This window comes from Methylocystis bryophila (assembly GCF_027925445.1).
In the GTDB taxonomy this organism is placed as follows: Bacteria; Pseudomonadota; Alphaproteobacteria; order Rhizobiales; family Beijerinckiaceae; genus Methylocystis; species Methylocystis bryophila.
Genome location: NZ_AP027149.1, coordinates 1087477 through 1105824 on the forward strand (window position 1 = coordinate 1087477; position 18348 = coordinate 1105824).

An 18348-nucleotide genomic window follows, 5' to 3' on the forward strand; every position below is an offset into this window, starting at 1 on the left:
CATGTCACACAACAGCTTCGGCCATCTTTTCCGCGTCACGACCTTTGGCGAGAGCCACGGGCCGGCGCTCGGGGCGGTTGTCGACGGCTGTCCGCCGCGCATTCCGCTGACCGCCGAAGAAATCCAGGTCTTTCTCGACAAGCGCAAGCCGGGCCAATCGCGCTTCACGACGCAGCGTCGCGAGGACGACGCGGTGAAGATTCTCTCCGGCGTCTTCACAGACGACGCCGGCCGGCAGGTCACGACGGGAGCGCCGATCGCGCTGATGATCGACAACACGGATCAGCGCTCGAAGGACTATGCCGAGATCGCGCAGAAATACCGGCCGGGCCACGCCGACTACGTCTATGACGCCAAATACGGCATTCGCGACTATCGCGGCGGCGGACGCTCCTCGGCGCGCGAGACCGCCGCGCGCGTCGCCGCCGGCGCCGTGGCGCGCAAGGTTGTCGCGGGCGTCACGATCCGCGGCGCGCTGGTGCAGATGGGACCGCACAAGATCGACCGCGCGCGCTTCGATTGGGCCGAGGTCGACAAGAACCCCTTCTTCTGCCCGGACAAGATCGCCGCCGCGCATTGGGAGAGCTATCTCGACGAGATTCGCAAATCCGGCTCCTCCGTCGGCGCGGTGATCGAGCTGGAGGCGACAGGGGTTCCGGTGGGCTGGGGCGCGCCGATCTATGGCAAGCTCGACGCCGATTTGGCCTTGGCGCTGATGTCCATCAACGCGGTGAAGGGCGTCGAGATCGGCGCGGGCTTTGAGGCGGCGGCGCTTACGGGCGAGGAAAACGCGGACGAGATGCGCAAGGGCCCGAGCTTTTTGTCGAACCATGCGGGCGGGATCTTGGGCGGACTTTCGACGGGCCAGCCAGTCGTCGCGCGCTTTGCGGTCAAGCCCACCTCCTCGATCCTCACGCCGCGCAAGACCATCGATCGCGCGGGCGAAGAGACCGAGATCGTCACCAAAGGCCGTCACGATCCATGCGTCGGCATCAGAGCCGTGCCGGTCGGCGAGGCGATGATGGCCTGCGTTCTGGCCGACCATTTCTTGCGCCATCGCGGGCAGGTGGGGTGACGCTCACGCGCCGCGCCGCGCTGATACTCGGCGCGCTCGCGCCGCTGCCTTTGCGTGCGCAAGCGCGCGATGATCTTCTACTGATTTTGCCGCCCGAGAGCGCGGCGGCGCACGATCCCGGCCCCGGCGCTTTTGATCGCCCGAAGCGCCTTGCCGCCGTGCGCCGCGCGTTGGCGCGCCCGGAGCTCGCAACTGCAGCGCGGATCGAGGCGCCGAAGGCGAGCCTCGACGCGCTGCTCGCGATTCACGATCCCGCCTATGTGGAGCGCTTGCGCGTCTCCGCGCCGCGCGAAGGCGTTTTGCGCCTCGGCCCCGACGTGATCATGAGCCCCGGCACGCTCGACGCCGCGCTGCACGCCGCTGGCGGCGCGGTGCTCGCGACGGACGCCGTCATGCAGGGTCGCGCCAAAACCGCCTTTGTCGCCACGCGCCCGCCCGGTCATCATGCGCTCCCTGATGAGGCCATGGGCTTCTGCTTCTTCAACAACGCTGCGGTTGCGGCCCGTCACGCGTTGGCCAGCGGCGCCGAGCGAGTCGCGATCCTCGATTTCGACGCGCATCACGGCAATGGCGTGCAGAAAAGCTTCTGGAGCGAGAAGCGCGTTTTCTACGCCTCGACGCATCAAATGCCTCTGTATCCGGGCACGGGCGAGATTTCCGAGCGCGGCGCGCACGGCAATATCGTCAACGCGCCGCTCGCCAAGGGCGACGGTGGCGAGGCTTTTGCGGCCGCTTGGCGCGAGCGCGTCTTCCCGGCGTTGGAGGCCTTCGGCCCGGACCTTATGGTCCTCTGCGCGGGCTTCGACGGCCATAAGCACGATCCGCTCGCGGGCCTGCGGCTGGAGCCACAAGACTTTCGCGCGCTGACGCTGCGCCTGCGCGACTTTGCCGAGCGCCGCTGCCAGGGTCGTATCGTGTCGCTGCTCGAAGGCGGCTATCTTCCCGAAGATTTGGAGCGAAGCGTCGCCGCGCATGTTGCTGTGTTGGCGGAGGCGGGCTGACGACTTGTTTCGTCAGTTTCCGCTTTTGGAATTGGGTAGAGCTTCCGCCAAGTCGTGCTCGACATCCCTGCGGCCGTGCAGGACACGCACAACGCTCAAGGGCGTTGAAACGGGATCGTAGATAATGAGATAGGAAAATACCGACCAGAATTTGACGGGCGCGTCCGTAAGGTCGGCCCGAGAGTGGCCAATTTCCGGCCGTTCTGCAAGAAGCCTTATTGCTTGCCGAAGTTCGCGCAACACATAGCGTGCGACGCGAGCGCCCCCATTTTTCGTTAGATAAAGGCGGATGAAGTGGACGTCTTTTTCCGCTTCGGGTGAAAGGCGATAGCCTGTCACGATCTGCTGCGCGCTTCTTCCTCGTCCATTTCGGTTTCCATCCTCTCGAAGACCGCCTCTCCGTCGACGCCCTGGCCGGCCTTCAGCGAGGCGAGCCCCGCGGCTATCTTTTCGCGAATGGACCCCTCGGCCCAGAGAATGGGCCGATCCTGATCTTCCATGAGCCGAAGCGCGGCGCGGACGACTTCGGCCTCGGAGTCGAAGAGACCCGACTTGATCTTATCTTGCACGAAGCGCTCCAGCTCGGGCGGCAAGGTGACGTTCATTGGCGGCATCGTCCAAGGGGTTGATAAGTTCTATGATAGCTCGGCGCGCATCTCTCGCAAGTTTTGCGACGCGCCCGAGCTGCGCACCGCTACCCCACCTCGAACCAGGTCGCGACGCCTGCGGCCTCATGATCCAATATGTCGTCGTGGAGCGCCCATCTGCCGGGGCTGTCGGCGACGAAGGCCACATGCTTGGCCTTGCCGGGCGGGGCGACGACGGTGTTGCGCCAATAGGGCTCCCAGCCGTCGTCGAGATCGTGCAGCAGCCGCACGCAATGCCCATGCACATGCATCGCGAGGGGAATGCCGGTGCGATTGTCGAAGCCGAGCGTCACTGGCGTGCCGCGCTTGACGCGAAACAGCGGATCGCCCGCATAGGCCTTGCTCGGTCGGCCATTGAGCGTCCAGCGGCCGTTATCCTGCGCGATGACGAGATCGACCTTCTTCGACTGCTCGAGATGAATGACCGGCGGCAGCGCGGGATTTTGCGGCAGGCTGCGGACCGGCTCCCGCGCGCCGCGCGGCGCGCCCTTTGTCGCAAAGAGCAGGAGGTCCTGATCCCTGCCGTCGGCGGCGCGGAGAATCATCCGCGCCTTCGCGCCCTCGGTCGCGGGCAGGTCGAACATCAGCTCGTAGCGCGCGCTGGGCGTGACGGGAATCGTGTTGCGCACGGGCGGGAACGGGTCGCAGGGCTGGCTGTCGACCGCGATTACGGAGGGCGTTCCCCCCTCGAAGCTGAGCGCCATGATGCGGGCGCTGGCGAGATTGGCGAGACGCAGCCTGATGCGCGAGCCGGGCTGAAATTCAAAGCTCTTCGGCGCGCTTGCGCCATTAACGGCGATGAGATTGCCGAGCCGCCCGGCGCCCTTCGCCTCATCGGCGTTGGAAAAATCGCCCTCGATCGCGCCCTTGGCGTCGAGACGCCAGTCATCGAGGACGACGAGGATATCCGCGTCGCTTTCCAGCGGCTTGGGCTCGTCGACGACGAGCAGGCCTTTCAGGCCGCGGTCGAGAAGCTCGCCCGCCTCTTTGAAGACGCCGGGGCGATAGCAGAAGAGGCCGGGGTCCTCGAGCTTGCGCCGATAGTCGAAGCTCGCGCCGGGCGCGACGGCCGCCTGCGTCAACGGCGCGACGCCGTCCATGCCGTTCTCTCCGCGCAACCCCTGCCAATGCAGGCTCATCGGCTTCTCGGTCTTGTTGACGAGCCGCGCGAAGAGCGTGTCTCCCTGCCGGTAGCGCAGGATCGGCCCCGGCGAGACGCCGTCGAAGCCCAGAATGTCAGTCGCGGGCGCGGGGGCGGGCAGAAGCTGCGCCTTGACCGGCCCCGCCTCCAGAATGCGGGGCGGCGGCTCCTCGCCACGCGCCGGCAAGGGCAGGGCGAAGGCGCCGACGCCGGCGAGAAAGGCTCGGCGAGTTTGGGCGAACGGCATTGCGGCATCCGGGCTGGAGTGCGGTCGAATCCGGCTCTTTTAGCGCGACCCGGGACTGAGGCGAAAGCTTGCTGCCCGAGGAGGCAAATTTGTGCTGCATCGCCCTCCAGCCCTTGCTATAGAGCCCGACGCGGCTCTGGCGCGCAACGCCGGTCGGTCGTCTCGACGGCAAGGCCGTCGCGGGCGTGGCGGAACTGGTAGACGCGCCGGATTTAGGTTCCGGTGACGCAAGTCGTGGGGGTTCGACTCCCTCCGCCCGCACCAACCAGGGAACGACGAGACGACGGACGGCGTAAGCCAAAAAATGGCTTCGCAGCCGCAAAGTCATTGCGAGAGGCGGAAAAAATGCAAGTTACCCAGACCCTTTCCGAGGGGTTGAAGCAGGAATTCAAGGTGGTTCTGCCGGCGAGCGATCTCGCGGCGAAACTCGAGACGCAGCTCGCCGAGGTGCGCGCCAAGGCGCAGATCAAAGGTTTCCGCCCCGGCAAGGCGCCGATGGCCCATTTGAAGAAGCTCTACGGCAAGAACCTCATGGGCGAGGTCCTGCAGGAGGCTGTCAACGAGGCCAATCGCAAGATCGTCGAGGACAATAAGCTGCGCGTGGCGAGCGGACCGAAACTCGACTTTCCCGAGGACCGCGACCTCGTCGAAAAGGCGCTGGAGGCCACTGGCGACTTCTCCTTCGTCGTGACCTTCGAGACGCTGCCCGCCTTCGAGGTCGGCTCCTTCGACGACATTTCGCTCGAGCGCCCCGTCGCCTCCGTATCCGACGAAGAGGTGGAGAAGGCGATGAGCCAATTCGCCGAGCGGCTGCGCGAATATGAGCCGAAGACCGAAGAGGGCGCCAAGGCCGAGAAGGGCGACAAGCTCACGATCGATTTCGAGGGCAAGCTCGACGGCGTGCCCTTCGAGGGGGGGACAGGCGGCGACGTCGACCTCGTGCTGGGCTCCGGGACGTTCATCCCGGGCTTCGAGGAGCAGCTTGAAGGCGTCGCGAAGGACGAGAAGCGCGTCGTGAAGACGCGCTTTCCCGACGACTATTCCGCGACGCATCTCGCCGGCAAAGAGGCCGAGTTCGACGTGACCGTGAAGGAGGTCTCCGGCGCGAAGCCAATGGAGCTCGACGACGAGCTCGCCAAGAAATACGGCTTCGAGTCGCTCGAGGCGATGCGCGCCGCGGTGCGCGCCAATATCGAGGCCGATTTCGACAAGGCGTCGCGCGACAAGCTGAAGCGCAAGCTGCTCGACGCGCTCGACAAGCGCTATTCCTTCGAGCTGCCGCCGAGCCTCGTCGAGCAGGAGTTCGAGGGCATTTGGCGCGAGGTCGAGAAGGAGCGCGCCCGCCCGACGTCGCAGAAGGAATTCGAGGGCAAGAGCGAGGAGGATCTGCGCGCTGAATATCGCGTGATCGCCGAGCGTCGCGTGCGCCTCGGGCTCGTTCTCGCCGAGATCGGCCAGCGCGCTGGCGTGTCCGTCGAGGAAAAGGACTTGACCGAGGCCGTCGTCGAGCGCGCCCGACAATTCCCGGGCCAGGAAAAGCAGGTCTGGGACTTCTATCGCAACAATGAGCAGGCGCTCGCCTCGCTGCGCGCGCCGATTTACGAGGAGCGCGTCGTCGCCCACCTCTCCGGCCTCGTGAACATCGCGGACAAGACTGTCACGCGCGAGGAGCTCTTCGCGGAGGACGAGGAAGAGGCGGCGTAGGAGCCGCATTCTCCGTCTTTCGGGCCCGGCAACCGCAGGCGTATTGCCGGGCCTGAAACCGGTCGCCAAATCTGATGTCAGCCCCATCTCACGGCGCTCTCACGCCAAATGACTTGGAAACGCCTTACATCTCATGGCGGCAAGCGTGGCGAGCGGTCGGCCTTTGTCAAGGATGCGAGCCACAGCCCGTCATATTTGACGGACTATGGCTCGCACCGCTGCGCGGCGGCCTGAAAGGCCGTCCTTGACAAGGGCCGAGCCGTCTCGCCGAGAATGCTCCGCCAAGAGATTCAAGGCGAACTTCGAGTTCACGGCCAACGATGGACGAGCGATGCGAAGAGAGCCGATCAACTCGCGTCTTTCATTCAACGGAGCCCGCTCGTGACTGATTTCGCTTCCGCTCATACCGAAGCTCGCTCGAGCCGGGTCGTCGATCCGAGCGACGAGAGATGGCGCCGACTGCTTGCGCAGATTCAGAAGGACTCCCTGCAGATCGGGGACTTCACGCTCTCCTCCGGACGCAAGAGCCGCTTCATCTTTCAGCTGCGCCAGACAACGCTTCATCCGGAAGGCGCTTATCTCTCGGCTGAAATCATCGTCGATTACATGCGCACGCAGGGCCTGCGCTTCATCGGCGGGCTCGTGCTCGGCGCCGTGCCGATCGTTGCGAGCGTCGCGGCCGTCAGTCAAAGCCGCGGCGCGCCGGTTTTCGCCTTTTTCGTGAGAAAGGAGGCGAAGGGCCACGGGTCCCGGGAGATCATCGACGGCTACACGGGCGAGGGCGAGGGCGAGGAAATTCTGCTCGTCGACGATGTCGCGACGACCGGAGGCTCCATCCTCAAAGCGCTCGCGATCCTCAAAGAAGAAGGCTTCAAAGGCAGCGTGAAGAAAGCCCTCGTCGTGATCGACCGCGAGGAAGGCGGGGCGGAAAATCTCGCGCGGGAAGGCATCGCGCTCGTCTCGATCTTCAAGAAGAGCGATTTCGACATCGGCGTTTGAACGCCGCGCGCTACGGCTCCGCTCTCGTCGGGGTCGTAGAGAGCGCGTGGAATTACGCGATCGAAAAGGACTAAGCTCCAGATCAAAAACTTAGAGCATGTCCTACCGGAAAACCGCTTCGGACTTTTCCGCGACATGCTCTAGATCACGCTGAGTTCAGGCGGAATCGCCTGAACGCAGAAAACGTGATCGATTCTAAAAGTTTAGAGCGCGATTTGTGCGAAAAATCGGTTTCCACTTTTTCGCATCGCGCTCTAGGCGAGAACTTTTACATGGCTCTGTCGTCATCGCCGTGTATTCTCTGCCCCTCTCCGCATTGTGAGGGAGGATTTTATGAACAAGTTTCAACTTCGCCGACTTGCCGCGTTTCTCGTCTTCTCCGCGGCTTTCGCTGCGCCGCCGCTGGCGGCAGAGCCCTCCGCGCTCAAAGCTTACAACGCCGACATCAAAGAGAGCTCGATTTCCGGAATATCGTCCGGCGCCTTCATGGCGGTTCAGTTCGCCACGGCCTGGTCCTCGACGATCAAGGGGGTCGGCGTCGTCGCGGGCGGCCCCTATTGGTGCGCCCAAGCCGACGCGGGCGACTTGGTGGACGCCTATGTCCTTCCAGCCTGGACGGCGACGCATGCCTGCATGAAAGGGCCGCCGCCGGATCTGGGCGTCTTTTTCTCGAAAGCTGACGCAAAAGCAGCTCTGGGCGAGATTGACCCGCTTCAAAATATCGGCCGGCAGAAGGTCTATCTCTTTCACGGCTATAACGACAAAGTCGTGGCGAGATCCGTCTCCGACGCGGTCGCCGATTTCTATCGCCACTATCTGGGCGACGCGAACCGAGGCAACCTCTATTATCAGACCGCGCTCGGAGCCGGTCATTCGCTCGTCGTCGCCGAGGGAGCGAACGTCACGGGCCTGAACGCCTGCAGCGCCAATGAGAGCCCGTATATCGACCAGTGCGGCTATGATCAGGCCGGGGTTATCTTGCAGCATACATATGGTGCGTTGAATGCTCCAAATCGCGGCCAGCTGAGTGGCGCGGTCAAGAGTTTCGATCAATCTCTCTACACAACGCCAGACATCCCCGATGCGCTGAGCATGGGTTCGGTCGGCTATGCTTATGTCCCCAAAGACTGCGAAAACGGGGAGGCGTGCCGTGTTCATATCGCCTTGCATGGGTGCAAGCAGGACGTCGACGACATCGGCAGGCGCTACGTCAATGACACCGGGTATAATTCCTGGGCGGACACGAATCATATCATCGTCTTGTATCCGCAGACCAAATCGAGCCTCGTCCTCCCGCAAAATCCCGAGGCGTGCTGGGATTGGTGGAGCTACGTCAACCACAAGGATAATTACGTCACACGCGCCGGAGCGCAGATTCGAACGATCAAGGCCATGTTGGACGCGCTGACCGCGGGCGCCAAGCCTGCGATCGCCGCCGCCGCGAACGTTGGGCCGGTGGCGAATGCGCTCACCGTCATGGATGGCCCGGCCGCCAGCGGAAACATGGCCTTAGCTCCCGCAAAGGAGGCGACGACCGTTGCCGCGCCGGGTGCGCTCGCGGTCATCGACACTTCCGACTCCAGTGCGGACCTCGTTTGGGCCGCTCTGAAGGGCGCGACAGCCTACAAAGTCTCTCGAGCGGGAGTCGACGGTCCCTTCGTCGTGGTTGGCGAGGTCGCCGGACCGAGCTTTGGCGACACGGGCCTCGCGCCGAAGTCGACCTACCGCTGGCGCGTCTCCGCAATCGTGGGGGGCGTGGAGGGGCCGGCCTCCAGTGAGATCAGCGCCGCCACGCGCTCCATGCCCGCGCCCTGCGACGATCCGGGCGCCTGCCCCATCGAAAGGTGACGCATACCGCCGCGGCGCGAGGCTGGTGCTACATAATGTCGCAACGCGAAATATGCATTCTCTGCGGGCAGAGTCTCTCAAAAGCCGAGGTCGGCTCTGCCTGCCGGCGTTGCATGACGAGAGGATCGAGCAAGGCTCGGATCGGCATCGATATAAATAACAACCGAATATACATTTGGCGTGTCGAGCCATAGTCTTTGTTTATCTGATAAATCCTGTGGCGCCTCAATGTGACGAGTGCTTTCGAGCACCCTCTGATGCGTGTAAGAATATTGATGTGACTATCAGCGTCGCATATAATAGCCTCATGCCGTCACCTCTATGTAGGCCGAGTCGCCAGGTGCGGACATTTGACTTCCGCGCGCTGGAAAATTAGCTTCACCCTCTCTCGGCGCTCCAAAGGCGGGCGTCGGATCAGAGGGCTCCGTGTTCGACCCCGAACATCATCAACTCGCCGCGCGCCTCATCGAACGCGCGACGCAAGGGCTGGGCGGGACTCAGCTCATCGCTGCGATAAGACAAGAGTTTCCGGACGCGCCCTTGCGCTTGATCGCGCATGCGGGCTTCATCGCCATCACTCGGCCGAGCGTGAGCCCGGAGGCGCTCTCGTCGATTTACGATATGGCGATATGCGCCCGTCGGCCTGACCTCAAGGAGATGGCGGACGCCTGAAGCCCCTAGCGAACCTCACCTTGATGAGGCTCCGTAGGAGCCGTCTCGAAGGATGAGGACACGCGAAATCTCGTAGGATTCCCCTCTTGGCCGTCCTTCGAGACGCCCGCTTCGCGGGGTCCTCAGGACGAGGGCAGGGAGTCGATCGTCCCCCCGATTGCGCTAGTGGGCCGAGCCGAGGCCATTGACAGCCTTGCCCGCTTCCCTCTTTATGCATCCGTGGTTATTTGAGCCGGCCGGCTTGCCGCCACGTAAAATAAGGCGCTAAAAGGCCGGGGCTCCTCGGAAACCCTGGCCGCGTCTCAAGTTTTGAGGAGCCAGGAGTGTCCAAGCCTTCCCGTCGCCCCATGAAGCCCGCGACCGCCCTCGTCCACGGCGGGTCGCTGCGCTCCTCCTTCGGTGAGCTTTCAGAGGCGCTCTACCTCACACAGAGCTTCGCTTACCCTTCCGCGGAGGCCGCCGAGGCGCGCTTCAAGGGCGAAGACCCGGGCTTCATCTATTCGCGCTTCTCCAATCCGACGGTCGCCATGTTCGAGCAGCGCATGTGCCTGCTCGAGGGCGCCCAGGCCGCGCGCGCCACGGCCTCGGGGATGGCCGCGGTCACCGCCGCGATGCTCTCGCAGGTTCGGGCCGGCGACCATGTGGTCTCCGCGCGGGCCCTTTTCGGCTCCTGCCTTTATGTCGTCGAGGAGCTTTTGCCGCGCTTTGGCGTCGAGACGACTCTCGTCGACGGCGCCGACATTGCGCAATGGAAGAAGGCGGTCCGTAAGGAGACCAAGGCTTTCTTTCTCGAGACGCCAACCAATCCGGGCCTCGAAGTCTATGATATCAAAGCGATTGCGGATGTCGCGCATGAGGCGGGCGCAAAGCTCATCGTCGACAATGTCTTCGCGACGCCGCTCTTGCAAAAGCCGTTCGAATTCGGCGCCGACCTCGTTGTCTACTCGGCGACGAAGCACATCGACGGCCAGGGACGTTGTCTTGGCGGCGTCATTCTCGCCTCGCAGGCCTTGATCGACGAAACGCTGCATAATCTTTTGAGGCAGACGGGCCCCGCGCTCTCTCCCTTCAACGCCTGGGTGCTGCTGAAGGGTCTCGAGACCCTGCCGTTGCGGGTCGCGCGCCAGACGGAGAGCGCCGCGCGCATCGCCGATTTTCTGGCTGCGCAGAAAGGGGTTTCGCGCGCGCTTTATCCGTTTCGCGACGATCACCCGCAGGCGGCGCTCGCGAAACGACAGATGCTGGGCGGCGGCACGCTGGTCTGTTTCGAGATGCGGGGCGGCAAGGAGGCGGCGTTCAAATTTGCCAACGCGCTCGAGATCATCAAGATTTCCAATAATCTGGGCGACGCCAAGAGCCTGATCACCCATCCGGCGACGACGACGCATCAGCGTCTGGCGCCGGAGGCGCGGGCCAAGCTTGGCATTTCCGATGGGATGCTGCGCCTCTCCTTGGGCCTGGAAGACATCGACGATCTGATCGAAGATCTCGAATTCGGCCTGCGCGCCCTTTCCGCGTAAACGGAAAACTCCGTCACTTTTGCGAGAGCGCGTTTCGCTTGAGCGCAGAAAACGTAAAATTTAGAGCGCGATCTGCGCCAAAGCCGGTTTCCGCTTTTTCGCATCAGGCTCTCGTGTTCCGCCTGAGGCCCGACAGGGTAAAAGCGTCGGCATGGCGCGGTCCGCCACCGTTCAGGGAAGTCCGCTGAAACGGGCGCCATGCCGACTTTACCGGTTTCGCGGTCCGTTTCGGCGGCGCAGGCGCTTCGCGAGAGCGAAGCGCGACTGCCGCAGCCGGGGGAGGAGGCGAGACCCGGTGTTCTGATCAGCTATCCGCCGCGAGTCGCGTCTGCTTCGATGCGAGCGAAACGCGCTCGGCGCTCGAGGTTGATTGGGCGGAAGATCTGCCCGCGCGCCACAGAGATTTGTGCTCGCGCGGCGCGGATGGGCGTGGCTCCCGGGTGTTCGTCCGGACGGGCGCTTGCCGCCGCCGAGGCCGGGGGTCGATTCAGAGACTTAGACATTGGTTCTCCTGAAGAAATTCGCTTCAAGGCGCAACGAACCGCCACGCTGAAACGCGCGCTTTTCCGTCACGGTGGCAGCGAGTCTGGCCGCGGCATGTCCCGCAGCAAGGTCAGGAGAAGTCTGGAGGCCCCCGGGGCTGATGAGCGGCCGCGGCGCGAACTGGGTTTGCGGCGTGGTCGTCGAGCGTTGGGGGCGCCGCGGGCTCGAAGAAGACCAGGGCCGCCGGCTGAGGCGTTCGCTCCAGGAGGAGGAAGGAGCCCTCGCTGAAAATCTGGCACAGGGGGCAGTTTGCGGCGTGGCGCTGGGCTCTGCCCGGCGGCTGCGTCTCGCCGAGCGCGCCGTCCTCGGCAGCTCGAACGCAGTCCCGCAATGCGGCTTGCGGCAAGTTAGCGTCGTTCGAGACGTGGGCGAAGACCCCCGCCGCCGGCAGCAGGACTTTCAGTCCCAGCGCCAGAGCGAAGAGCACCACCACAAATGCGTTGCGTCGCATTCCGCTCACTGCCAACTCGCCTACGTATAAAGCGACCTTGGCCGCAAGCAGTGATACTACTCCGATGACGGTCGGGAGCAAGTCGAAAAGTTCTAAAGATGCCGAACGCTTGGGCGATGTCGCATATTTAAGTGCGGATTTTCTGGGAATGGCGCCTTTCAGCGCGGCCGCGCCCATGCGGGGAGAGCGGAGCTTGAATTGCGATCAGGCGGCAGGCGCAACTTTCGTCTTCTCTTATCAATCTGCAGTCATGTCGCGACGCGGCATGACGCCCGGCGCCTATCGCCGCCGTCGCGCCCGAAGCGGCTTCGCCTGATCCGATCTGCGTCCGATCGGCATGGGGGGACCCCTCGCCTTGTCGCGTCGGGATGAACGTGTTAGGCGGGGCCGCGAAAACTGCGAAATCTTGATAGGAGTCGATGGAAATGGCGGAAGGCAACGGCAATGACAACGCGGCGCAGCAGGGCTCCGGCGCGCCGGCGCTGAACGCCCTTGGCCAATATTTGAAGGATCTGTCCTTCGAGAACCCCAACGCTCCGCGCTCGCTCGCCCCGCCGGACACGCCGCCGAACATCCAGGTTCAGGTCAATGTCGACGCCAAGCAGCTCGCGCCGACCGATTTCGAGGTTTCGCTCAAGCTCGACGCCAAGGCGGGCGAGGGGGCGAATGTGCTCTTCAAGCTCGATCTCGAATACGCCGGCGTCTTCCGCCTGACCAATATTCCGCAAGAACAGGTGCATCCGATCGTCATGATCGAGTGCCCGCGCCTGCTCTTCCCTTATGTGCGCCAGATCGTGTCGGACGCCACTCGTGACGGCGGCTTCCCGGCGCTGTTTCTCGATCCGATCGACTTTGTCGGCCTCTATCAGCAGAAGGCGGCGGAAGCCGCCAAGGCTCAGGGAGCCAGCATTCCAAGCTGATGGAAGCAAGGGGCGACGCCTGCGGGTTTTCGGGGCGCGGCTTTGACCGCGCCTTTCCTTATGTTACGAAATTGATCCGGCGAGCGCCGCAATTGCGGCCTAGAGCATGACACGGAAAAGCGCGAAGCGGTTTTCCGGTCAGGCCATGCTCTAAGTTCTCGATTTGGAGCTTGATCCTCTTCGATCGCGAGATTCCGCGCGATCGGGACTCGCTCTAGCGCGCCTCGCCCAATGAACGATCATAAGGGAGAGGAAGCCCATCGATGAGCGAAAGACGCTCAAGCTTCGGCTATGAAGATTTGCTCGCTTGCGGCCGCGAGGAGCTGTTTGGCCCCGGCAATGCGCAGCTGCCGCTGCCGCCGATGCTGATGTTCGACCGCATCACGGAAGTGTTCGAGGAGGGCGGCGAGCACGGCAAGGGCTACATGCGCGCCGAGTTCGACATCAAGCCGAGCCTCTGGTTTTTCGATTGCCACTTCAAAGGCAATCCGATCATGCCGGGATGCCTAGGGCTCGACGCGCTCTGGCAGATGGTCGGTTTCTATCTCGCCTGGCTCGACCTGCCGGGCCGCGGCATGGCGCTCGGCGTCGGCGAGGTGAAATTCACCGGCATGGTGCGCCCGACCGTGAAGCTCGTCACCTATGGGATCGACTTCAGGCGCGTCATGAAGGGCAAGCTCGTGCTCGGCATCGCGGACGGCTGGATGGCGGCCGACGGCAAGCGCATCTATGAAGCCAAGGATTTGCGCGTCTGCCTCGCGAAAGAGTGAGCGCAAAGAGAGTGCGCGGCGAATAGGCGATAGCGAATAGGGCGCGAGAGCGCTTCAATTCCCGAGTCCCTATTCGCTCCTCGCTCCCAAAAAGGGCTTCGAGCCCTGAGGAGGAACATCATGAGACGCGTCGTCGTCACTGGAATGGGCATCGTGTCGTCGATCGGCGACAATGTCGAGCAAGTCAAAGAGTCGCTTTTTCACGCGAAGCCCGGCATTGTGCGCGCCGAAAAATACGCCGAGCTCGGCTTCCGCTCGCAAGTGCACGGCATGCCGAAGCTCGACGCCATGAAGGTCGTCGACCGGCGCGCCGCGCGCTTTCACGCGGCCGGCACCGCCTGGTGTCACGTGGCGATGGATCAGGCTATCGCCGACGCGGGGCTGAGCCTCGAGGAGATTTCCGATCCGCGCATCGGGATCGTGATGGGCTCGGGCGGCCCCTCGGCGCGCGTCATCGCGGAATCAGCCGACATCACGCGCGAGAAGGGGCCCAAGCGCGTCGGTCCCTTCGCCGTGCCGAAGACCATGGCCTCCACGGCCTCCGCCACGCTCGCGGTGTGGTTCAAGATCAAGGGCGTCAACTACTCGATCTCCTCGGCCTGCGCGACCTCCAATCATTGCATCGGCAACGCCTTTGAGCTGATCCAGTGGGGCAAGCAGGACATGATCTTCGCCGGCGGCTGCGAGGAGCTCGAATGGGAGCTTTCCGTGCTGTTCGACGCGATGGGCGCGATGTCCTCCTCCTATAACGACACGCCGGAGACCGCCTCGCGCGCTTATGACAAGAACCGCGACGGCTTCGTCATCGCCGGCGGCGCCGGCGTGCTCGTGCTCGAGGAATATGAGCGCGCCAAGGCGCGTGGCGCGAAGATTTATGGCGAGATCGTCGGCTATGGCGCGACCTCGGACGGCCACGACATGGTTGCGCCCTCTGGCGAAGGCGCTGTGCGCTGCATGCAGCAGGCGCTCCAGAATGTGAAGATTCCGATCGACTACATCAACCCGCACGCGACCTCGACGCCCGTCGGCGACGTGAAGGAGATCGAGGCGATCCGCGAGATCTTCGGCAATGAGGACAAATGCCCGCCGCTTTCGGCGACGAAGTCGCTCACTGGCCATTCGCTGGGCGCCACCGGCGTGCAGGAAGCCATCTATTCGCTGCTGATGATGAAGCACGGCTTTATCTGCAAGAGCGCGAACATCGAGGAGCTGGACCCCGAGTTCTCCGACATGCCGATCCTGCGCCAGCGGCGCGACAATGTGAATCTGCGCGCGGTGCTCTCCAATTCCTTCGGTTTTGGCGGCACCAATGCGACATTGGTGTTCAAGCACCCGGACGCGTAAGACGGTAGCAAGATGAGCGAGCCTGGAGGCTCTCGGTCCGGACGGCGTGGACCGCGAGCCTCCAGGCTCGCGTTGGTTTCAACGAAGCTCGAGGGCAGTTGCGGATGACCGAGGCCAAGGGATTGATGCAAGGCAAGCGGGGCCTGATCATGGGCGTCGCCAATGATCACTCGATCGCTTATGGGATCGCGCGCGTGCTCGCCCGGCACGGCGCCGAGCTCGCCTTCACCTATCAGGGCGAGATGCTGCTGAAGCGGGTCAGGCCGCTTGCCCAGGAGCTCGGCTCGGAGCTCATCCTTCCCTGCGATGTCGAGGACCTGGCCACGGTCGACGCCGTCTTCGCGCGCCTGCAAAAGGAGTGGGGCGGGCTGGATTTCCTCGTCCATTCGATCGCCTATTCCGACAAGAACGAGCTCAAGGGCCTCTATGCCGACACCTCGCGCGAGAATTTCATCCGCACGATGGTGATCTCCTGTTTCTCCTTCACCGAGGCGGCGAAACGCGCCGCGAGCCTGATGCAGAGCGGCGGCTCGATGCTGACGGTGAGCTTCGCCGGCGGCACGCATGTGATGCCCAACTACAATGTGATGGGCGTCGCGAAGGGGGCGCTTGATTCTTCGGTGCGCTATCTCGCGGCGGATTTCGGCGCGCGCGGCATTCGCGTCAATGCGATCTCGCCCGGTCCAGTCCGCACGATGGCCGGCGCCGGGATCGGCGGCGCGCGCGCGATGGGCGCTTTTCAGAAGGCGCATTGCCCGCTCAAGCGCATGATCACCTTGGACGAGATCGGCGGCTCCGCGCTCTATCTCCTCTCCGAGCTTTCCGGCGGCGTGACCGGCGAGATCCATCTCATCGACGCGGGCTACAACATCATGCTGCAGCCGCGCCCCGAGGATCTGGAGGCGGGCGGGGATTGGGACGCTCTTCCTCCGCCGAAAGCTAGGGCCTGAGAATCCCTCACCGCCCCAACGCCCGCTCCATCTCCAGCTCCGCCCGCAGGCTGTCGATGTCGCGATAGATCGAAGCGACGGCGAGCGTTTTCCCGCCGCGCTTGTAGCGCAGAACGCAGTCCTTTGCGGCGATGTCGCCGTCGATCTTGATGGCGTCCCAGCTTTCGGCGTGTCCGACATAATTGATCGGCACGTCGTAATGCTGGCTCCAGAAAAACGGGACCGCCTCGAAGGTCTCACGCGCGCCGAGCATATTGCGCGCGGCGGTCTCGCCCTGACGTTCGGCGACAACCCAGTGTTCCACGCGTATCTTGTCGCCGCTATGCGGATCCGGCCAGCGCGCGATGTCGCCGGCCGCAAAAATTCGCGGCGCGCTGGTTTCGAGAAAGGCGTCGACGACGACGCCGCGATCGACCGCGAGCCCGCATTTTTCCGCCAAAGCGACGCGTGGACGCACGCCGACGCCCGCGACAACGAGATCGGCGGGAAGCGAGAGCCCGCTTTTCAGCGTGACTTTCTCCGCGTCGATCGCGGTCGCGACATCCTCGAGGTGGAAGATGACGCCGTGCTCCTCGTGCAGCTTACGCACGAAGGCGCCCATCTCTTCGCCCAGCACGCGCGCCATCGGAACTTTTTCCGGCGCGACGACGTGCACTTCGATCTCGCGCGCGCGCAGTGACGCGGCGACCTCTAGGCCGATGAAGCTCGCGCCGAGCACGACGGCGCGTTTGGCCGTCTTGGCGCGCTCGATGATCGCGCGGCAATCGTCGAGCGAACGGAGCACGCTCACATGCGGGAGATCGGCTCCAGGAATCGTCAGCCGAACCGGCTCCGCGCCCGGCGCCAGCAACAGGCGGTCATAGGCAAGCTCTTCCCCATCTTCGAGCTTGACGGCGCCCTTCGCGGGATCGATGGCGCTCACCGTGGCGCCGAGCCTCAGATCGACGCCGTTTTCCGCGTAATAGCTTGCGGGCCGCAGGGGCAGCCAATCTTCCGGCGCGCTGCCCGCGAGATAGTCTTTAGAGAGGTTGGGGCGGTCGAGCGGCGGCGCCTTCTCGGCGCCGATCATCGTGAGGACGCCGGTGAAGCCCGCGCGTTTCAGCTCGAAAAGGGCGGAGAAGCCGGCGGCGCCGCCGCCCACGATGACGATGCGCTCGATATTGCCCGTCGGGGCCTGGACATAGGGGCCGGCCTCGCGCTTTGAGCGCACGAAGATCCTGTCCCCTTGTCGCTCGACCGACCAGCAGGGAAGCCTGTCGAAAGCCGGCGCGCGCAGCGCCTCGCCCGTCGACAGGTCGAAAGCGGCGTGGTGCCAGGGACAGCGAATCTCGCCACCCACGGCGATCCCGTCGACGAGCGGCCCATGATAATGGGTGCAATGCGCTCCGACAGCGAAGATCTTCTCGCCGTCGAGCACGAGCAGCACTTCTGCTTCGCCGACGCGGCCGACGAGCTTTCCGGCATGCAAGAGATCGGCATGGGCGACGCCCTGTGTCAGATCAGGGAGCTCTTGGGCCGGCGCGTCGTTCATCTCAGCTCCGTATTCAAGCGGCCTCTGGAGCTTCAGATAGATCGCCGGCGGCCGCGGTCCACGTCTTCGAGATCGTCAGGGCTTCGCGCAGTCCTCCGCCAGGGCTCGCAGCCTCAGAGCGCGTTCCGCGGGCTCTCCGGGCAGGTCGCGCGCCCGCGCTTCGACGCAGCCGCAAGCCGCTTCGCAAAACTCGATCGCACCGCCGTCCGCCTCGCAACGCATTTCGCAGGCAGCCAGGAAGTCTTTGGGGAACGGGTTCTCGCTCGGCGTCGAGAGCTTCGCTATTCCCAGAAAGACGCCGAAAAGCAGCGGCTGATGCAGCAGGTAGATCGCCAGGCTGTGACGGCCAAGCCAACCGGAGGCGTTCGCGAAAGCGCTTCCGGCCCCCGTCGGCTCAAACCTCCCGAGCGCAGCCAAAACGCCCGGAGCTTTCGCGAAGGCGACTCCGGCGAGCAGCGCCCCTGACCAAGGGAAGAGCGGCCGCCAGTCATTGGTCAACGGTTCGACGGTCGAGAGGCCGATCCAACTCAGCCAGGGCGCGTCGAAGACAGGCGCCGCAAGGAAGCGCGGCGCGAGAAAGACCGCGACCGCGGCGAACAAGGACGCCGGCCAAGGCAGAAAGAGAAAGGGCGCCGCCAGCAGGCTCGCCGCCGCGATGCAGTGCAATATGCCAAAGAACACGAAGGACTGCGGAAAAACGAGATAGGTGCCAAGCGACACGAGCGCGGCGGCGGCGGCGATGCGCGCGAGGCGGCGCCAGAACGGGCCAAAGCTCGGATTGCGCTCATGTGCGAGGACGAGGCTCACCCCGGCGATGAAGAGAAAGGAAAGGGCGATCGCATGGCCGAAGCTCTTGAACTGGGCCGAATAGGGAAAATAGCGATCGATATAATCGAAATTTCCGAGGTCCCAGACGAAGTGATAGGCGACCATCGCGACGACGGCGAAGCCGCGCGCCGCGTCGAGCCAAAGGAGCCGGCTCAAG

The 18348-nt window shown here is 64.0% G+C and carries 17 protein-coding genes, 1 tRNA gene and 1 riboswitch; of the genes, 12 read left to right on the plus strand and 6 right to left on the minus strand.

From position 1 onward, the window contains the following. Position 1: 1 nt before the first annotated feature. Together aroC and QMG80_RS05050 are read left to right on the plus strand one after the other, a co-directional pair. The gene (gene aroC / locus QMG80_RS05045) at positions 2-1075 is read left to right on the plus strand and encodes a chorismate synthase (protein ID WP_085771825.1); all 1074 of its coding nucleotides are present in this window, start codon (positions 2-4) and stop codon (positions 1073-1075) included. Beyond that, entirely contained in the window at positions 1072-2076 is a 1005-nt protein-coding gene (locus QMG80_RS05050) for a histone deacetylase family protein (RefSeq protein ID WP_280949982.1), read from the plus strand. The genes aroC and QMG80_RS05050 overlap by 4 nt, the downstream gene beginning before the upstream one ends. Positions 2077-2088: 12 nt before the next feature. On the opposite strand, the gene QMG80_RS05055 is transcribed toward QMG80_RS05050, so the two are convergent. From QMG80_RS05055 to QMG80_RS05065, 3 genes are all read right to left on the minus strand, one after another. Then, a complete protein-coding gene (locus QMG80_RS05055; RefSeq protein WP_158658734.1) occupies positions 2089-2415 on the minus strand; it encodes a type II toxin-antitoxin system RelE/ParE family toxin in 327 nt (108 codons plus the stop codon). Then, the gene (locus QMG80_RS05060) at positions 2412-2681 is read right to left on the minus strand and encodes a type II toxin-antitoxin system ParD family antitoxin (protein WP_085773687.1); all 270 of its coding nucleotides are present in this window, start codon (positions 2679-2681) and stop codon (positions 2412-2414) included. The genes QMG80_RS05055 and QMG80_RS05060 overlap by 4 nt, the downstream gene beginning before the upstream one ends. An 89-nt stretch (positions 2682-2770) precedes the next feature. Continuing rightward, the gene (locus QMG80_RS05065) at positions 2771-4111 is read right to left on the minus strand and encodes a multicopper oxidase family protein (RefSeq protein ID WP_085771827.1); all 1341 of its coding nucleotides are present in this window, start codon (positions 4109-4111) and stop codon (positions 2771-2773) included. Positions 4112-4290: 179 nt separating this feature from the next. Between QMG80_RS05065 and QMG80_RS05070 the strand changes: the two genes are divergently transcribed. The 6 genes from QMG80_RS05070 (at position 4291) to QMG80_RS05095 (ending at position 10854) form a co-directional block, all read left to right on the plus strand. Further along, a tRNA-Leu gene (locus tag QMG80_RS05070) sits at positions 4291-4375 on the plus strand. 81 nt (positions 4376-4456) lie between these two features. Further along, positions 4457-5815, plus strand: a complete 1359-nt coding sequence (tig, locus tag QMG80_RS05075) for a trigger factor (RefSeq protein WP_085771828.1) — start codon at positions 4457-4459, stop codon at positions 5813-5815. A 381-nt stretch (positions 5816-6196) separates the two neighbouring features. Next, positions 6197-6814, plus strand: coding sequence for an orotate phosphoribosyltransferase (pyrE, locus tag QMG80_RS05080; protein ID WP_245299899.1), 618 nt, complete (start codon positions 6197-6199; stop codon positions 6812-6814). 333 nt (positions 6815-7147) lie between these two features. After that, the gene (locus tag QMG80_RS05085) at positions 7148-8662 is read left to right on the plus strand and encodes an extracellular catalytic domain type 2 short-chain-length polyhydroxyalkanoate depolymerase (protein WP_085771830.1); all 1515 of its coding nucleotides are present in this window, start codon (positions 7148-7150) and stop codon (positions 8660-8662) included. A gap of 426 nt (positions 8663-9088) precedes the next feature. Further along, positions 9089-9334 carry a hypothetical protein gene (locus QMG80_RS05090; protein ID WP_085771831.1) on the plus strand — a complete coding sequence of 82 codons (246 nt, stop codon included), beginning with the start codon at positions 9089-9091 and terminating at the stop codon, positions 9332-9334. Between the two features lie 209 nt (positions 9335-9543). Continuing rightward, positions 9544-9622, plus strand: a riboswitch (SAM riboswitch). 59 nt (positions 9623-9681) lie between these two features. Next, positions 9682-10854, plus strand: a complete 1173-nt coding sequence (locus tag QMG80_RS05095; protein WP_085771832.1) for an O-succinylhomoserine sulfhydrylase — start codon at positions 9682-9684, stop codon at positions 10852-10854. A 613-nt stretch (positions 10855-11467) separates the two neighbouring features. Here the strand turns inward: QMG80_RS05095 and QMG80_RS05100 are convergent. Next, the gene (locus QMG80_RS05100; protein ID WP_342586580.1) at positions 11468-11848 is read right to left on the minus strand and encodes a DUF2946 family protein; all 381 of its coding nucleotides are present in this window, start codon (positions 11846-11848) and stop codon (positions 11468-11470) included. Between the two features lie 425 nt (positions 11849-12273). Between QMG80_RS05100 and secB the strand changes: the two genes are divergently transcribed. The 4 genes from secB to fabI all read left to right on the plus strand — a co-directional run bounded on the left by secB (position 12274) and on the right by fabI (position 15832). Further along, positions 12274-12768 carry a protein-export chaperone SecB gene (gene secB / locus QMG80_RS05105; RefSeq protein ID WP_085773688.1) on the plus strand — a complete coding sequence of 165 codons (495 nt, stop codon included), beginning with the start codon at positions 12274-12276 and terminating at the stop codon, positions 12766-12768. 263 nt (positions 12769-13031) lie between these two features. Further along, entirely contained in the window at positions 13032-13538 is a 507-nt protein-coding gene (gene fabA, locus QMG80_RS05110) for a 3-hydroxyacyl-[acyl-carrier-protein] dehydratase FabA (RefSeq protein WP_085771835.1), read from the plus strand. A 120-nt stretch (positions 13539-13658) separates the two neighbouring features. Then, positions 13659-14882, plus strand: coding sequence for a beta-ketoacyl-ACP synthase I (fabB, locus tag QMG80_RS05115; protein WP_085771836.1), 1224 nt, complete (start codon positions 13659-13661; stop codon positions 14880-14882). Between the two features lie 104 nt (positions 14883-14986). Further along, entirely contained in the window at positions 14987-15832 is an 846-nt protein-coding gene (fabI, locus tag QMG80_RS05120) for an enoyl-ACP reductase FabI (RefSeq protein ID WP_085771837.1), read from the plus strand. Between the two features lie 7 nt (positions 15833-15839). Here fabI and QMG80_RS05125 read toward each other — a convergent pair whose 3' ends face one another. Both QMG80_RS05125 and QMG80_RS05130 read right to left on the minus strand, forming a co-directional pair. Next, the gene (locus QMG80_RS05125) at positions 15840-17363 is read right to left on the minus strand and encodes an FAD-dependent oxidoreductase (RefSeq protein WP_085771838.1); all 1524 of its coding nucleotides are present in this window, start codon (positions 17361-17363) and stop codon (positions 15840-15842) included. 75 nt (positions 17364-17438) lie between these two features. Continuing rightward, positions 17439-18347, minus strand: coding sequence for a heparan-alpha-glucosaminide N-acetyltransferase (locus tag QMG80_RS05130; protein ID WP_425351430.1), 909 nt, complete (start codon positions 18345-18347; stop codon positions 17439-17441). Between the last annotated feature and the right edge of the window lies 1 nt (position 18348).

What these genes read in the sequence shown, in the direction of transcription:
- aroC (WP_085771825.1), top strand. Translation starts at nt 2, where the DNA reads ATGTCACACAACAGCTTCGGCCATCTTTTCCGCGTCACGACCTTTGGC.
- QMG80_RS05060 (WP_085773687.1), bottom strand. Translation starts at nt 2,681, where the DNA reads ATGAACGTCACCTTGCCGCCCGAGCTGGAGCGCTTCGTGCAAGATAAG.
- QMG80_RS05065 (WP_085771827.1), bottom strand. Translation starts at nt 4,111, where the DNA reads ATGCCGTTCGCCCAAACTCGCCGAGCCTTTCTCGCCGGCGTCGGCGCC.
- tig (WP_085771828.1), top strand. Translation starts at nt 4,457, where the DNA reads ATGCAAGTTACCCAGACCCTTTCCGAGGGGTTGAAGCAGGAATTCAAG.
- QMG80_RS05085 (WP_085771830.1), top strand. Translation starts at nt 7,148, where the DNA reads ATGAACAAGTTTCAACTTCGCCGACTTGCCGCGTTTCTCGTCTTCTCC.
- QMG80_RS05095 (WP_085771832.1), top strand. Translation starts at nt 9,682, where the DNA reads ATGAAGCCCGCGACCGCCCTCGTCCACGGCGGGTCGCTGCGCTCCTCC.
- QMG80_RS05100 (WP_342586580.1), bottom strand. Translation starts at nt 11,848, where the DNA reads ATGCGACGCAACGCATTTGTGGTGGTGCTCTTCGCTCTGGCGCTGGGA.
- secB (WP_085773688.1), top strand. Translation starts at nt 12,274, where the DNA reads ATGGCGGAAGGCAACGGCAATGACAACGCGGCGCAGCAGGGCTCCGGC.
- fabA (WP_085771835.1), top strand. Translation starts at nt 13,032, where the DNA reads ATGAGCGAAAGACGCTCAAGCTTCGGCTATGAAGATTTGCTCGCTTGC.
- fabB (WP_085771836.1), top strand. Translation starts at nt 13,659, where the DNA reads ATGAGACGCGTCGTCGTCACTGGAATGGGCATCGTGTCGTCGATCGGC.
- fabI (WP_085771837.1), top strand. Translation starts at nt 14,987, where the DNA reads ATGACCGAGGCCAAGGGATTGATGCAAGGCAAGCGGGGCCTGATCATG.
- QMG80_RS05125 (WP_085771838.1), bottom strand. Translation starts at nt 17,363, where the DNA reads ATGAACGACGCGCCGGCCCAAGAGCTCCCTGATCTGACACAGGGCGTC.